Source organism: Nostoc sp. UHCC 0252 (assembly GCF_034931145.1).
Taxonomy (GTDB): Bacteria; Cyanobacteriota; Cyanobacteriia; order Cyanobacteriales; family Nostocaceae; genus Nostoc.
Genome location: NZ_JAYGHE010000114.1, coordinates 1 through 15768, shown reverse-complemented (window position 1 = coordinate 15768; position 15768 = coordinate 1). Strand labels below are relative to the sequence as shown.

General features: G+C 40.4%; 10 protein-coding genes. 3 read left to right on the top strand and 7 right to left on the bottom strand.

Going from position 1 to position 15768, the window contains the following annotated elements; genetic code table 11:
* Window positions 1–258 precede the first annotated feature (258 nt).
* Entirely contained in the window at window positions 259–555 is a 297-nt protein-coding gene (locus VB732_RS33680; RefSeq protein ID WP_094329126.1) for a hypothetical protein, read from the bottom strand.
* Window positions 556–858: 303 nt separating this feature from the next.
* A complete protein-coding gene (locus tag VB732_RS33675; protein ID WP_323235175.1) occupies window positions 859–2931 on the bottom strand; it encodes a TonB-dependent receptor in 2073 nt (690 codons plus the stop codon).
* Between the two features lie 467 nt (window positions 2932–3398).
* On the opposite strand from VB732_RS33675, the gene glgX reads away from it, so the two are divergent.
* Together glgX and VB732_RS33665 are read left to right on the top strand one after the other, a co-directional pair.
* Entirely contained in the window at window positions 3399–5525 is a 2127-nt protein-coding gene (glgX, locus tag VB732_RS33670) for a glycogen debranching protein GlgX (protein WP_323235174.1), read from the top strand.
* Window positions 5526–5964: 439 nt separating this feature from the next.
* A complete protein-coding gene (locus VB732_RS33665; protein ID WP_323235173.1) occupies window positions 5965–6648 on the top strand; it encodes a Uma2 family endonuclease in 684 nt (227 codons plus the stop codon).
* An 11-nt stretch (window positions 6649–6659) separates the two neighbouring features.
* Here VB732_RS33665 and VB732_RS33660 read toward each other — a convergent pair whose 3' ends face one another.
* From VB732_RS33660 to VB732_RS33645, 4 genes are all read right to left on the bottom strand, one after another.
* Window positions 6660–7583 carry a tetratricopeptide repeat protein gene (locus VB732_RS33660; RefSeq protein WP_323235172.1) on the bottom strand — a complete coding sequence of 308 codons (924 nt, stop codon included), beginning with the start codon at window positions 7581–7583 and terminating at the stop codon, window positions 6660–6662.
* 164 nt (window positions 7584–7747) lie between these two features.
* Window positions 7748–8083, bottom strand: coding sequence for a cytochrome c6 PetJ (petJ, locus tag VB732_RS33655; RefSeq protein WP_323235171.1), 336 nt, complete (start codon window positions 8081–8083; stop codon window positions 7748–7750).
* Window positions 8084–8384: 301 nt separating this feature from the next.
* Window positions 8385–8879 (bottom strand): GNAT family N-acetyltransferase, encoded by a 495-nt coding sequence (locus VB732_RS33650; RefSeq protein WP_323235170.1) that lies wholly within the window; start codon window positions 8877–8879, stop codon window positions 8385–8387.
* Window positions 8880–9392: 513 nt separating this feature from the next.
* Window positions 9393–10565 carry an RpoD/SigA family RNA polymerase sigma factor gene (locus VB732_RS33645; protein WP_323235169.1) on the bottom strand — a complete coding sequence of 391 codons (1173 nt, stop codon included), beginning with the start codon at window positions 10563–10565 and terminating at the stop codon, window positions 9393–9395.
* A 796-nt stretch (window positions 10566–11361) separates the two neighbouring features.
* Here VB732_RS33645 and priA point away from each other — a divergent pair.
* On the top strand, window positions 11362–13959 hold the full coding sequence (priA, locus tag VB732_RS33640; protein ID WP_323235168.1) for a primosomal protein N': 2598 nt from the start codon (window positions 11362–11364) through the stop codon (window positions 13957–13959).
* Window positions 13960–14078: 119 nt separating this feature from the next.
* Here the strand turns inward: priA and VB732_RS33635 are convergent.
* Window positions 14079–15768, bottom strand: a 1690-nt coding sequence (locus VB732_RS33635; protein ID WP_323235167.1) for a Calx-beta domain-containing protein, incomplete at its 5' end; no start/stop codon positions are given.

Sequence of the window (15768 nt, the reverse complement as noted above, 5' to 3'; positions counted from 1 at the left end):
AATTGCTTTCTTAAAATACCTAATTACTTTCTCAAAATACTGAAATGCTTTCACAAAAGCTCATTTGACTTACTCAAAAGCTTGTTTGACTTATTCATTTTGGTGTTTTCCGCAAGCAAAAGCTTATTTGACTTACTCAAAAGTTAGTTTGACTTACTCATTTTGGTGTTTTCCGTAAGCAAAAGCTCATTTGACTTACTCAAAAGTTAGTTTGACTTACTCATTTTGGTGTTTTCCGCAAGCAAAAGTTAATTTGACTTACTCAAAAGTAGATACATCTCGCAGCAAACTAGGAATTTCTCCTTGAGAGAAAGGAAACTCCAGCAAAGTTTCTCTAAGACCTAAGTACCCAGATTCAGCAAAAGACAAAAGCATTCGTGAAAGTGCTAGCCAAACCTCCGGTTCATATTCCCAATCACGATAACGCGAAGCTTTACCAGCAATTGAACGTAAAGCCCAGAAATAAGAGTTCCGCACCACTGAACCACCCTTCTTAAACTCTGGTAAATCTTCGTGGTGGATAAAAAGTATTTGATTTTCAATTTTGGCTCTCATCGCAATTTTAGATTTTAGATTTTGGATTAAAAGTAAATCTTAAATAGTTAAGAAGAATCGTAGGTTGGGTTGAACGAAGTGAAACCCAACAAAGCTTTGATAATGTTGGGTTTCGTTCCTTAACCCAAGCATATTGAATTGTAAATAGGAAGAGTTACGGCTTTAGCCTAACGCACGATGTTGTATAGCGGTGCATAGTTACCAAAACACTTCTCTTTTCTCTGCGTTCTCTGCGCCTCTGTGGTTCAATAAATAACTTTTAAACCGCAGAGACACAGAGAACGCAGAGAGAAAAGCAGATACCTACAAATTAGCGCTTAAACCTACACGAAAAGTAAATCCAGGGCTATAAATGCGATTAACTCGCTCATATTGCTCACCTAGTAAATTTTCTAAGTAAAATGTCAATCCTAAATTGCTAGCTAAAGGTACACGCCCGCTCAAATCTAGATTTACAAAAGATGGTGCGAAATCTGTAGCTTTGTCACTAGCGTTAACGAAGATGGATCTACGAGCGCCGCTATTGTAAGTAACATACAAGTTAGCCTGCCATCCTGCATTTTCATAACCTAAGCCAGTTTGCAGTACAGAGTAGGGAATCAAGCCTAATTGTAAACCTCTATCTGAGCCTGTTTTTATTTGAGCATCTGTATAAGTGTAGTTGAGGAAAGTTGACCAGCCAGCCGCGAATCTGAATTGCAATGCCACCTCTAAACCATTGGTATCTACTAATCCAATGTTTTCCCACCTGCCGGCGGTGACTCCCAAGCGATCGCCTATACTACTACCAAAGTAAGTAAACTGTCCAATTAGATTTTGAGAAAAATTGACATCTACTCCCGCACTCCAAGTAGAACCAGTTTCTGGTCTTAAATTAGGATTTGGATCCCAACCATGAACTGTATCATAAAAATACAACTGATCTAACCCAGGATTGCGTTGCGCTCCTGCCCAACTTCCACGCACTGCTACTAATGGCGTGACGGCATAACGTAATCCCACACTAGGGTTGAGATAATTTCCAAACTGGCTGTCAAAAGTTTGCCTTAACCCTAAATCTATCAGAAAGTTATCGCTAATATTCCAAGTATTGACAGCAAATAAAGCTGTATTGAACAAACTCCTATCTTGAGTTCCGTTATTAGCAACTCTACTAGGATTTGTACTGAAAACATCACCGGTTAAATCGGTGTTTTTCAAATCTAATCCCCAGCGCAATTTATTATTAGAAGTAATTTTCCACTCATGATCTACCCTAGCTGTAAGTTGTTGTGTATCTAAAACTCCGGTGCGGTAAAATGCTCCTGTAGGCCCATAAGTGCTGAAATAATCTTGGTTATAACCAATTGAGGTTGTCAGATTAGAACTTTCACCATTACCTAGTCGAGTTTTCCAGGATAAACCAATGTTTAAACCATCGTGGTCTAATCTATCTCTTTGGAGAGGGAAACCGAAATAAATTAAACCGCGACGACTGCTGAGTGCAGTAACGTCTAAATTCAAGGAATTTTTCTGATCTAAATCTACTCCAATGCTACCAAAGTAGGTACTTGTAGCTGTGTCTGCATTGAATAAAAATCCCTGTTCATCACGATTTGCAGCACCTACAGGGACGCGGTAGCGGTTGTCTGTAAAAAACCTTTCAAAGCTAAAGTTGTATTTGACATTATTGGATGAACCACCATAAGTTACTTGTTGGTTATTTAAATTCAATGAGCCAAATTCTGCACTAGCATTGAATTTAGGTTTGCCATAACCTTCTTTGGTGATAATATTCACAACTCCCCCAAAAGCTGAGGAACCAAATAAAGCGGAAGCTGTACCGCTATATAATTCCACTCGCTCAATCGCTTCTACAGGAATGCTATTTAAGTCAGTTCCACCATGATAAGTGTTGACATTATTGTTAATTGGTCTACCATTAATCAAAAATACAGACTGATTAATTGAGGCTCCCCGGTAGTATGTACCTGTGTGAATATCTGCACCATGACCGACATCATTGATTGCAAAACCAGGCATTCTTTTCAAGATATCGGCTAAACTGCTAGCGCCCTGCTTTTTAATTTCTTCTTTATCAATTACGTAAGTTGGTGTAGATTGGGGTAAGTTGTCTGGTTCTGCGATCGCTTCTATAGAAATATCTGCATCATCTGGTTCAGTTTCTGGCTCAACTTCACTCGGCGCAGATTGTTGAGTTAATAATTCAGCATTAGTAGCAGGTAGCCCGATTTCACTCAAACTTGGAATATCTGAAATTACTTCAGTTAATTTATCAGTAGTTCTTTCCTTAATTTCACTCTCAGCAGCAAAGCTAGGCAACGCTATCAGTAAACTCGGTAAAGCAACTGTCAGCAACAAAAAATCCTTTTTCACGTTCTCTTTCACACCAAGTAAAAACAGTTACTACGTAGTATTGTTGCTGTAATAGTAAAATCGTGTCAAAAGACACGCTGTCATATTTCTACAGTTTGATGATTTGTTAGTTAGTCGCTGACTATGCCTTCAACAAAGAGGCAGAAGGCAGGAGAAAAATAATTCTCCCTGCTCCCTGCCCCCTGCCCCCTGCTCCCTGCTCCCTGCTCCCTGTTCCCTGTTCCCTGCTCCCTGCTCCCTGCTCCCTGCTCCCTGCTCCCTGCTCCCTGCTTATTGCCGTCTGCCTCAATTTTCAGACTTAAGGAATAGAGATTTATATAACTACTGATAGAGTAAATAATCTTATTTACAAGTTAAGCTGTAGTGTTAGTACTTTAAAAAAACTGAATATTAGTGACAATTTTAACTAATTATTCCAAACAATCTAACTTAAAATTGCCAAAAAAGTAATTATTTAAAATTGGATTATGTATGTATCTGTCTGGCCAGGGAATGTATATCCTTTAGGTTCAAGTTGGGATGGTAAAGGAACAAACTTTGCTTTATTTTCGGAAAATGCAACTGGGGTAGAGCTTTGTTTATTTGATCACGACGACGAAGAGATTCGCGTACCTTTAACAGAAAAAAACAATTTTGTTTGGCATGGTTACTTACCAGGAGTTAGCCCAGGTCAAAAGTATGGGTTTAGAGTGCATGGGATGTGGGCACCAGAGGTAGGTCATCGATTTAATCCAAACAAACTATTAATTGACCCCTACGCTAAGGCAATTGATGGTGAATTTAGTAACGATCCATCTGTCTTTGGCTACTCTCTAGACGCTGAGGGAAAAGACTTAGTTTTTTCTGAACTAGACGATGCCAAAATAATGCCCAAGTGTGTTGTAATTGATGAATCTTTTGATTGGGAAGGCGATAAACTGCTTGCTACACCTTGGCATACAACTATTATTTATGAAACCCACGTCAAAGGTTTTACTAAACTACATCCAGCTATTCCAGAAGAGTTGCGTGGTACTTATGCAGGGTTAGCACATCCAGCAGCAATTCAACATTTACTGCAATTAGGAATTACAGCAGTTGAATTGATGCCAGTACATCACTTTCTATCTCATCCAGGACATTTAGAAGATAAAGGATTAAAGAATTACTGGGGCTACGATTCCATCAACTATTTTGCCCCCTATTCTAGTTACAGTGCTAGTGGGACTGCGGGAGAACAAGTCACAGAATTCAAGCAAATGGTCAAGGCACTACATTTGGCAGGAATTGAAGTGATTTTAGATGTAGTCTACAACCACACTGGCGAAGGAAATCATTTTGGGCCAACACTATCTTTGCGAGGTATTGATAATTCTGTATATTACCGTTTGGTAAAGGATGATCCTCGCTACTACATGGACTTTACAGGCTGCGGTAACTCTCTGAATGTGCGTCATGCTCAAGTTCTGAAGTTAATCATGGATAGCCTGCGCTATTGGGTAATAGAAATGCATGTAGATGGTTTCCGATTTGATTTGGCCTCAGCACTAGCACGAGAATTATATGAGGTAGATAACCTATCAGCTTTCTTTGATATTATTCATCAAGACCCAATCTTAGCAGATGTGAAATTAATTGCTGAACCTTGGGACTTAGGAGAAGGCGGCTATCAAGTCGGGAATTTTCCATTGCGTTGGTCTGAGTGGAATGGAAGATATAGGGATACAGTCAGAGATTTTTGGCGTGGTGTAGATGATAGTTTAGGACAATTTGCTTACTGTTTTACAGGTAGCCCTGACCTGTATCAAACAAACGGACGTAACCCAAATGCAAGTATTAATTTTATAACTGCTCATGATGGTTTTACGTTAAATGATTTGGTCAGTTATAACGAAAAGCATAACTATGCAAATGGGGAAGATAATAGAGATGGTGAAAGCCATAATAGATCCTGGAATTGTGGTGCAGAAGGTGAAACCGACGATCCAGAAGTACTACGTTTGCGCGAACGGCAACGACGAAACTTTTTAGCAACCCTAATGCTATCTCAAGGTGTCCCAATGCTATTAGAGGGGGATGAAATTGGCTGTAGTCAAAAGGGAAATAATAATGTCTACTGCCAAGATAATGAGATTTCTTGGCGGCACTGGGATTTGCACAAAGCGAACGCGGATTTACTAGACTTTACACGCGAACTAATTAACTTTCGCCATCAGCATCCAGTATTCCGCCGACGTAAGTGGTTTCAAGGTCGTCCCATCCACGGTTTAGGCATTAATGATATTGCTTGGTTTAATGCTGATGGCAGCAAAATGACTCAGAAGCAGTGGCTAATTAGTTATGCCAAAGTAATGGAGATTTTCTTGAATGGGCAGGGAATTCTTACTCCAGGCGATCGTGGTGAGCGGATTATTGATGAAAGTTTTCTGTTATTTTTTAACGCTCACTATGAGTTAATTGAGTTTGGTTTACCCGATGACTTTAAAGACAAGGCATGGGAGATAGTAATCGACACTAATGAACCTCGCTTTTTAGATCGAGGTAAATTAGTTTCAGGCTCTCAAACTGTGCCAGTCACAGATCGCTCTCTAATGCTATTACGTCTTATTAGTTAACAGTAATATCAGAACAAGATACTCAAATATTTACCGCACCTACAGAGATGCGGTAAATTTGTAATATCGATCCTACATTTTCCGGGGAATAAGCCTCATATCATATCAAGTTCGGGTGATTACTTATAATAAAACTTATCAATGTAGGTTGGGTTGAATGGCAGTGAAACCCAACATAAACAAGGATCAGCGTGTTGGGTTTCGTTCCTCAACCCAACCTACTAGCGTGGCAAGCTTAATTTGTTGGATTGAGTAATGTTTTATTTGGGACTTTCTATATTTTTTGAACCCAATATTTTAAGCTTGCCGCACTACTACAGATATCATAAGTATTTAACCGAACCTGATATCAAAGTCATCTCTATTTTTTTTCCGCAAGCACAACCCCGGTTAAAGTACGCTCTATAATCGTTAGCATTGAGGTAAATGGCAATAATTTATGATTCAAGCCTTACGCAAAGTAGTTACATTTGATGAATTCGTTGCTAAATATCCTGACAACACAGGAAAACGTTATGAATTGCATGATGGAGTAATAGTCGAGATGCCGCAACCCACAGGCGACCATGAAGAGATTATTGTATTTTTAGTGCAAAAATTTATTCTAGAATATAGTCGCATCGGCCTACGCTACGGCATCCCGAAAACAGTATTAGTAAAACCACTTGAAAGTGAATCGGCTTACTCACCAGATGTGCTGATATTAAATCTCCCTAATTTGGTAAACGAACCTCTATGGAAAAAAGAATCTACTGTAAGCCAGGCGGAATCAATACCCTTAGTAGTTGAGGTAGTGAGTCAGTGCGTTGCGCGGGTTCCCCGCGTTGAAGCAACTGACGAACCCGTAAGGGTGAGTAGTAATTGGCGTGATGATTATTTAAAAAAAGCTGCTGACTATGAGGCTGTAGGCATCCCAGAATACTGGATTGTAGACTATGCGGCTTTAGGCGGTAGGCGATTTATCGGCAACCCTAAACAACCAACTGTCTCGCTTTACACCTTAATTGAGGGAGAATACCAAGTCAGCCAGTTTCAAGGTAGCGATCGCATTATCTCACCTCTTTTCCCCGAATCAAACTTAACTCCCGAACAGATTTTTCAAGCTGGTGGATACCCTATATAGTCTTTACAGTCTTACAAAAGAGCGATTTCCGTTACAGACGAAATTTTTTGTCGCAAACTCTTCAGCAAATCTAGAGTTTTTTGGTAAGCAACTCTCTTTCCTTGATTGTCAAAGTACTCAGATGCTTTTTGTAAATCAGACATTGCATCTAAGTGGTATCCTAAGCGATACTGAGCTACTCCCCGATGAACGTAAGCCTGAGCGTTACTGGGATTAAGTCTGATAACTTGGGAAAAATCACGCACTGCACCAAAGTTATCTCCGTTTCGTCCGCAAGTACAACCCCGGTTAAAATAAGTTCGAGCATCGTTAGGGTTGAGGCGAATTGCTAGGTTAAAGTCGAGCATCGCAGCTTGGATATCTTGCAAGACAAAATGCGCCAAACCTCGGTCATTGTAGATATCTGCAACCAGTAAGCTGGTAATCCGGGGAATTTGAGTTAGGGCTAAATTAAAGTCAAGAATTGCCTCCGAGTCTTTCCCATCCGCAGCACGGGCTAATCCTCGGTTGTAATAAGCTCGAAAATCGGATGCTTTAAGTGCAACGGCTCGATTATAATCAACGATCGCAGCTGAATAATCTCCTTCTCTATAGAGTGCCAAACCCCGGTTCAGATAAGCCTCAAAGTTATCCGGTGCAAGATTTATGGCTTGCGTACAATCTGCGATCGCTTGATGGTAATCTTGTAGTTGGAGATAAGCAAGACAGCGATCGCTATAAGCTACAGCAAAATCTTTCTCAAGTGCGATCGCCCGATTGAAATTCTCTATTGCTTCCTGGTAATTACCATGCTGTATCTTATCTACACCAAACTCCAAGAAATCAATCGCTGTAGTTTGGGTAATAGAAGCGGGTGCTGAATGTGCGGATAGAGTAGAAAAAGTCAGAAAAAAAGCAATGATTACACTGACAAGTAATCGCCAGAAATTACCCATAGCACCAAATTAGGATAGTATTGTTTGATATTCTTGGAACAGTCTTTTTATTAAGACTCTTAATCCAAAATTAGTATAAGCATCCTATTTGAAAATTTTCTCAACTCTAAAATTAGCGGGGCTTTTATCCCGCTAATTGTTAATTTTTGAAGTTAGATGTTAGTCTACTTCCAGTCCTTATCTGCTTGTGAAAGCACATAAGCAGCTACATTTTCAATCTGTTCAGCTTTCAAACGTTTGCCGAAAGCAGGCATAGCATTTTTACCATTTGTAACTTGAGAAATAATCGCCTCTGCTGAGTACAAACCATACTTCTCCAAAGCATCCTTCTTCAAGTTTTTATTAGCTTGAACCAGATTCTTACCTCCTGCGTGACAAGAAGCACAATTAGCACTAAATACTTTAGCTCCACTAGCAGCATCTCCTGCCAAAGCTGGATTGCTGAAGGCAAAGGTGAAGATAGCTATGCCTAACAACATAAGTGTAACCAGTTTTTTCATTTCGTGTTCTCCCTACAATAAGGGCTTATTCGGTACAATATCCTCCATAATTGTCAGTTGAGCCGCTCTTATAGTCAAATGACATACTGTCAAACTTCGCTTTAAAGTTTTTTAATTTTTAATTTTTTAGACAGAGCCATATCTAGCGACAAACTGCTTTTGATTTACACTGATGATGAAAATAGAATTTTTTATATAATAAATTTAATATTTTATAGCTGAGAAATAATACCCATTTTAGGATGAAATATTCAATAACAAAATTATTCTAATTCATATTTTATATTTCATCCTTTATTTTTTATTTAACAGTTCCTAATTGAGTAAGCGCGTCTTCTGTAACACGGCAAATTCGCCAATCATCTAATATAGATGCTCCCATACTGCGATAGAATTCTTTAGCTGGTTCATTCCAATCCAACACACTCCACTCTAAACGCCCACAATCACGTTCTACAGCTATCTGGGCTACTTTACTAATGAGAGCCTTACCAATACCTTGTCTACGATATTCTGGTAAAACAAATAAGTCTTCTAGATAAATCCCTGGCTTGGTCAAAAATGTTGAATAATTATGAAAAAATAGGGCAAAGCCAACAGCTTGATTGGTAGATTCTGCTAAAATCGCTTCTATATATTTGTGCGAACCGAATAAATGCTCTTTAAGTGCCAAAGCATCGCCAGTGACAGCATGAGATAATTTTTCATACTCAGCTAGCCCCTGAATTAATTTAAACAGTGCGCTGTAATCAGTTGGTTCAGCAAAACGCACAATCAAATTACTACACGTAGTCATTAGTCTATAGTCCATAGTTGATACTCCATAGTCTATAGGTAACTGTGCATTTTTTTTTGAATACTGACTAAGGTACAGAATGCCCGGTTTTTGTAGATGTTGATAGATGAAGGCTCAAGGAATATATAGATAGAAGCTCTCTAAATTCACTAGAAATGTGGATTTAATAAAGAGCAAATTTTGTAAGGTGTGTTATGAACATTTGTCCTAACACAGCTACAATTGATAATGCTGCGTTACGCTACGTGGTAACACAACGCTAGTTGCTACAACGGATAGCACGGCGTAAAGCCTACGGCATAGCTTCTCTTATGAGACGCTACCTATAGCATGAGTACGCCCTTAGAGCGAGTCAGGCGCTCGTTCCTCGCTAATGCTACGCTATCGAGCGTCGGGAATCTCCGCAACGCATTGGCTCCCCGACGAAATTTAAAGTTTTGCACTTTATTTGATCTATATTCGTTGGTGGAGCTAATTAAGTCAGGGATTGCATCTCTATCTTCAGAAATGTAACTAAACTAACCAACCTTTTAAGCGTTTAGCTATGTGAGGACGGCGCAATTTTCGCATCGCTTTGCTTTGAATTTGACGCACTCGCTCACGCGAAAGATTGAACATATTGCCAACTTCTTCTAGGGTGCAAGGTTCGCTAGTTGTCAAACCATAGCGCAGAGAAATCACATCTTTCTCCCGTGGAGTTAAAACGTCACCTAAAACTTCCCAAATCTCCTGACGCATCATGTTTTCATTCATTTTTGCTTCTGGAGACAGGTTATCTTCATCTTCTAGTAAATCCATCAATTCCGTGTCTTCTTCTTTACCGACGCGGTGATTGAGAGACAGCGCTTGACGGCGTAGCTGTTGTAGCTGGCGTAGTTGTTGTACGCTAATTTCCAAAGATTCTGCCATTTCACCTTCGGTAGGATTACGACAGAGTTTTTGTTTGAGTTCCCGTTGGGCTTTTTTTAGCTTGTTAAGCTTTTCAACAATATGAATCGGTAGCCGAATTGTCCGAGCATCGTTAGCTATAGCTCTTGTAATCGCTTGTCTAATCCACCAATAGGCGTAGGTAGAAAACTTATATCCTTTATCGGGATCAAACTTTTCTGTAGCGCGATTTAAACCCATTGCTCCTTCCTGAATTAAATCCAGAAAAGGTACTCCCCTATTTAAATATCTTTTGGCAATAGAAACTACTAATCTCAAGTTAGAGCGAATCATTTTGCGTTTCGCTACTCTACCTTGATACAAGCGATTTTCTAGTTGCTTTTCGGTCATTTCTAACTCGGAAGCTACTTCTAGTTTGGTAGGTTCCTGTCCTAGTTTTAAGTTTAAAGCAGCTTGTAATTCCCTAATTTCTTCTAGAAACCTAACTCGCCGCGCTAACTCCACCTCTTCATCAGCCTTTAGAAGCGGATAACGCGCCATTTCTTTAAAAAATGCGCCAACAGCATCATCATGCTCGGTTTTATTGTATCCCGAAGGACGGGCCGCCGCCATTTGATCGCCATCGCGTTCATCTGATTCCAGATTTTCTACTACAATTGAAGGTTCTTCATCTACCCCTGCATCTAAAATATCGAGTAATGGTTCTTCAATATCAGCAGTATTATCCAGTATTTCCATTGTTTCCAATTCAACAATATTCATAGTTTCTTTTAGGGATTGTTGTTTTGTTTGGTACATAATTTAGTTTCAGCTACTCGTTTGAGGCTTGGTAGTTTTCCCTAATGGACGAATGCACCCGTTTATATAGCAAAATAGAAATTTCTGCTAATTTCTATTCAAGAATAAAAATCTGTATCTACCTACAACCTTGGGTTACAGTTAGATACAACCTATAACGAAACTAACCTTAGCACCCAACACAACTTTCTTCTTAGGCTTCCAACAGATTATATTCTTCATTTTTTTCTTAATTACCGAATATGTCAAACCCCCCTCAAACTTTCTCAACCTGAACAAGCATAAAAATCTCAGCTAACCATCCAAATCTCTTAAACTTTCATATATTTTTATAAATATATATTTTTCTGTTTAGGTATTGGAAGCCACTGGATAAATTCAAAACCTGGTGTGCAGTTATGAATTACCATTTTCAAATTACCCAGATGATACAAATTATAATAATTGCAGCTTAATTTCAGTATGATCTTACTTGTATAAAAGCATCTCATATACAGAAAGGGTTTAATATCTACCGATAGGCGGAAAAAGGCTACTCCCTATTTAGTAGATAGAGCAACCGTTACAGCAAGTGCCGACATGCTTTTATTTGTATAGTGGGTACAAAATATTTATTGCATGTATAGTTGATACGAATTTGTCTAGTAGATTACATAAGAGGAAACTTATCAAGTATTATGAAGAATAACAGTATTGATAAATACTATTTAAATTTAAGAAAGCAAAAAACTAAAGTTTAGCTAGGTTGATTTTGACCAGTTATGTGAAAAAATATTTAATTATAAAATCAGCAAGTATGTATATAAATGACATAAATTTATCTCCTTTAGCGGTGAGTGAACCGAGTGAATCATACAAGTCAGGTGCAATTCTTAATAGGTGGGTTGAAGTACTGGTAGACTGTCCAGGAAGTACAGGATTATTTACTTATCGATTGCCAGCCCAGTTAGAAATAAAACCAGGGGATATTTTAAGTGTGCCATTTGGGGCACAACAATTAGGAGCGATCGCAATTCGGTTACTTGCACAACCAAATATCGATTTAGCACCAGAAAAAATCCGAGAAGTAGAAGATATAGTCAGCGTTGGATTTTTCCCAAGTGCTTATTGGGAATTACTCAATCGAGTTGCTGCATATTACTATACGCCTTTGATTCAAGTAATCCGGGTTGCTCTACCACCAGGGTTGCTGGGGCGATCGCAGCGTCGTATTCGCCTTGTCAAAGGAGGGGCAGGGGGAAGTAGTTATTTGCTAGCATCTCCCGATCCTTTAGCTTTTTTAACTCCTACTGCGCGGCAAGTTTGGGAACTTTTACAAGGGCAGCCTGCGGGGGATTATAGTTTCGCCTACCTTCAACAAAAAGTTAAATCTGCCTATCGGGGAATTCGGGAACTGCTGCGATTCGGTTTAGTAGAAAGCTACTTAGAACCACCACGTCTGACCCGACCAAAGCTGCAAAAAGCAGTTACGCTCACAGGTACAATCGATAGCGACTTAACTACTCGTCAAAGAGAGATTTTGGAAGTTCTGCGGCGGCATAATGGCGAGTTGTGGCAAAATGAATTACTGCAAATTTGCAATGCTAGTTCTTCAATCCTCAAGACGTTGACACAAAAGGGTTACATTGTCATCGAAGAACGGGAAGTATTGCGAACCGAACAGGGCCCAGCATTAGCAGGCGATGGCGCTAAATCCTTAACTATTGCTCAAGCTAGCGCCTTAGCGACAATCCAGACACTCGATGGATTTGCGGAAGTTTTATTGCATGGGGTGACAGGTTCAGGGAAAACCGAAGTATATTTGCAAGCGATCGCACCTCTTCTTAACCAAGGCAAATCTGCCCTCGTTTTAGTCCCCGAAATTGGACTCACACCCCAGCTAACCGATCGTTTTCGCGCCCGTTTCGGCAATAAAGTCAGCGTTTATCACAGTGCCCTCTCCGACGGTGAACGTTACGACACTTGGCGGCTTATGCTCACCGGAGAACCCCAAGTTGTCATTGGTACGCGCAGCGCCGTTTTCGCGCCTTTGCCCAACTTGGGTTTAATTATTTTAGATGAAGAACACGACAGCAGCTTTAAGCAAGACTCACCCATACCTACTTACCATGCCCGCACTGTCGCCAAATGGCGGGCCGAATTAGAAAATTGCCCCTTATTGCTAGGTTCCGCCACGCCTTCGTTGGAAACTTGGGTAAGCGTGGGGAGGCAGGGGAGCAGGGGGGCAGGGGGAGAATTCCTAACTCCTCACTCCTCACTCAGCACTCAGCACGGGCTAAACGCCCCGCTACCGCTAACAGCACTCAGCACTCATTATTTAAGTTTGCCCGAACGCATCAATTCTCGCCCTTTACCGCCTGTGGAAATAGTCGATATGCGGCAAGAGTTACAGCAGGGAAATCGTTCTATATTTAGTAGATCGCTGCAAGAAGCTTTGCAACAGTTACAAGAGAGAAAACAACAGGGAATTTTATTTATCCATCGTCGGGGACACAGTACCTTTGTCTCTTGTCGCAGTTGTGGATATGTGTTGGAATGTCCGCACTGTGACGTTTCGCTGGCGTACCACCACACCGAAGAAAAAGCGCCGGAATTATTGCGCTGCCATTATTGTAACTATGCGCGATCGCACCCCAAATTCTGCCCCGATTGTAGTTCCCCTTACCTGAAATTTTTCGGTAGCGGTACTCAGCGAGTCACGCAGGAATTAGCGCGACAGTTTCCAGAGTTACGCTTGATTCGTTTTGATAGCGATACCACCCGTAACAAAGGCTCACACCGGACTCTACTCACCCAGTTTGCCAACGGCGAAGCGGATTTATTAGTGGGTACGCAAATGCTCACCAAAGGTTTGGATTTACCACAGGTGACACTTGTGGGTGTTGTCGCCGCCGATGGATTGCTAAATTTATCAGATTATCGCGCCAGTGAACGGGCATTTCAAACCTTGACTCAAGTCGCTGGACGTGCTGGGAGAGGCGATGATCCGGGGAGAGTGATTGTACAAACTTACACTACAGAACATCAGGTAATTGCGGCAGTGCGATCGCACGATTATCACTCTTTCTCCCAAGCTGAGTTAGAACAACGCCAAGCCCTCAATTATCCCCCTTATGGGCGGTTAATTTTATTGCGCTTAAGTAGTCTCGATCCCATTCAAGTGCAAAATACCGCACAAATCATTGCCACAGCTTTAAGTACAGAAGAAGAATTCGAGATATTAGGCCCAGCACCAGCGAGTATTTTACGGGTAGCTAATCGTTATCGCTGGCAGATATTGATTAAATTTGCCCCTGATGCATTGCCACAATTGCCAGATTGGGAAGAAGTGCGATCGCTTTGTCCCCAATCTGTGAGTTTGACAATAGATGTAGATCCATTAAATATAATGTAATTTTTTTGGGTGAAAAATAGATAAATAGTGTATGGTTTAACTTCTTAGGTATGGCCATATCCCCGACTTTTTGAATAAGTCGGGGATCTTGAAACCCTAAAAATTAATGCAATGAAGCACTAGTAAGTAGTGAAATGACTAGCGTTTAAATCGGATGGCGTAATTCCAGTTAACAAAGCAAGACTTACGGTTCCAATCTTAATCAAAGTATCATTATTGCTCTGAGTAATAGACAAATTTGAATAGCTTATACCACTTGATAAAGCAATCAAATCTTCATTAATGTTGAAATCTTTGATTGTATCTCTACCTTCACCTTGGACAATCACAAAGACATCATTACCTATACCACCTGTGAGATTATCAATACCAAAACCGCCATAAATGCGATCGTTTCCTCCTCCACCAACAATAATGTCATTACCAGCAAAGCCAAAAATAAGTTCGTCTGAGCTAGTTCCCTGTAAGTTATTAGCCAAGGGTGAACCTGTGATAATGCTATTAACTTGGTTGCCACTTTTAATGTTAACGACATCAATATCAGCAGGATTGATAACGTATTTGGCATCACTACTAACAGCTTTAGCAGTAATAATTTTGTAAGCAATATTATCATCTACAACACCATCATCAACACCTGTAACTGTGATGGTTTGGGCTATATTCCAGTCAGCTGCGGTAAATGTCACGCTAGAAACTGAAATAGTACCTTCACTAACTTTGGAACTACTCAAACCTATGGTGACATCGGCAGTGGGTTGGCTAGTGAGTTGAATACTGAAGCTATCAGTGCCACCAGCTTCGGTAGTTACAAGTGCATTGGCAGGAGAGATAGTAATACCCGCTTTGTCGTTGTCAGTAATAGTACCAATAGCTTGGTTATCAGCAATGCTGGCGTTCGTAGGATTTGTAAGATTGACAAAAAAGCTTTCACTGGATTCGGCAACAAAGTCGTCGAGAATTGGCACTGTAATTGTTTGACTAGTGACTCCGGGGTTGAAAGTTAGAGTTCCTGTGACTGGGGTGTAATCAACGCCAGCGATCGCATCATCATTACTAGTGTTGTAATCGACTGTAATCGGGTGAACGCTGGCATTAGAGAGTTTGACAATAAAAACAAGATTGCCGCTATCTTCAGCACCACTATCATTGACGATGGAGATAGTCGGTGGATTATCATTGTTAACTATGGTAACTGTAGCTGGATTAGTAATAGGATCTGGGTGGTTCGGGTGACTCAGCGTCAGATTAATAGTTTCATCAAGTTCAGTGACCTTTTCACCCAGAACGTTTAATGTAATAGTCTTTGTTGTTTCCCCAGCAGCAAAGATTATAGTTCCAGATACACCACTTGTAACACCTGCAACTTTAATAGTATTGTAATCACTGCTAAAAGTTGCCGTGCCATCCAGGGCATAATTTAAAGTATTAGCAATGCTAGTATTGCCACTACGAATAATGGTGAAAGTGACAGTTTGGCTACCACTATCACCTTCAGTTACAGTCGGGGTAGCAGTTGAAATGGCGTAATTGATATCAGTAGGAGGAGCAAAGTTAGTATCCCCTATGTGATTTAGCGGCTGACTAGCAAAGTTTCCAGGTGAAGTGCTAGTAACATTACTTAACAACAAATTCGGTGCAGTGCCAGTGATTAAACTTGCCACCCAATCGGAGGTCGCTGAACCTGTGGTATTACCTGAACGCCCTACATATCCGGCAATAAATGAGGTGTCAACAACTGTGGCATTCGTTGGAACTGAACCGACAGAACCTTTTCTAAATACAATCGAGCCGTATGCTTTATCTGTA

Coding starts and splice junctions, on each gene's coding strand:
- petJ (WP_323235171.1), bottom strand. CDS start 8,083: ATGAAAAAACTGGTTACACTTATGTTGTTAGGCATAGCTATCTTCACC.
- VB732_RS33660 (WP_323235172.1), bottom strand. CDS start 7,583: ATGGGTAATTTCTGGCGATTACTTGTCAGTGTAATCATTGCTTTTTTT.
- VB732_RS33650 (WP_323235170.1), bottom strand. CDS start 8,879: ATGACTACGTGTAGTAATTTGATTGTGCGTTTTGCTGAACCAACTGAT.
- VB732_RS33645 (WP_323235169.1), bottom strand. CDS start 10,565: ATGTACCAAACAAAACAACAATCCCTAAAAGAAACTATGAATATTGTT.
- VB732_RS33680 (WP_094329126.1), bottom strand. CDS start 555: ATGAGAGCCAAAATTGAAAATCAAATACTTTTTATCCACCACGAAGAT.
- glgX (WP_323235174.1), top strand. CDS start 3,399: ATGTATGTATCTGTCTGGCCAGGGAATGTATATCCTTTAGGTTCAAGT.
- VB732_RS33665 (WP_323235173.1), top strand. CDS start 5,965: ATGATTCAAGCCTTACGCAAAGTAGTTACATTTGATGAATTCGTTGCT.
- priA (WP_323235168.1), top strand. CDS start 11,362: ATGTATATAAATGACATAAATTTATCTCCTTTAGCGGTGAGTGAACCG.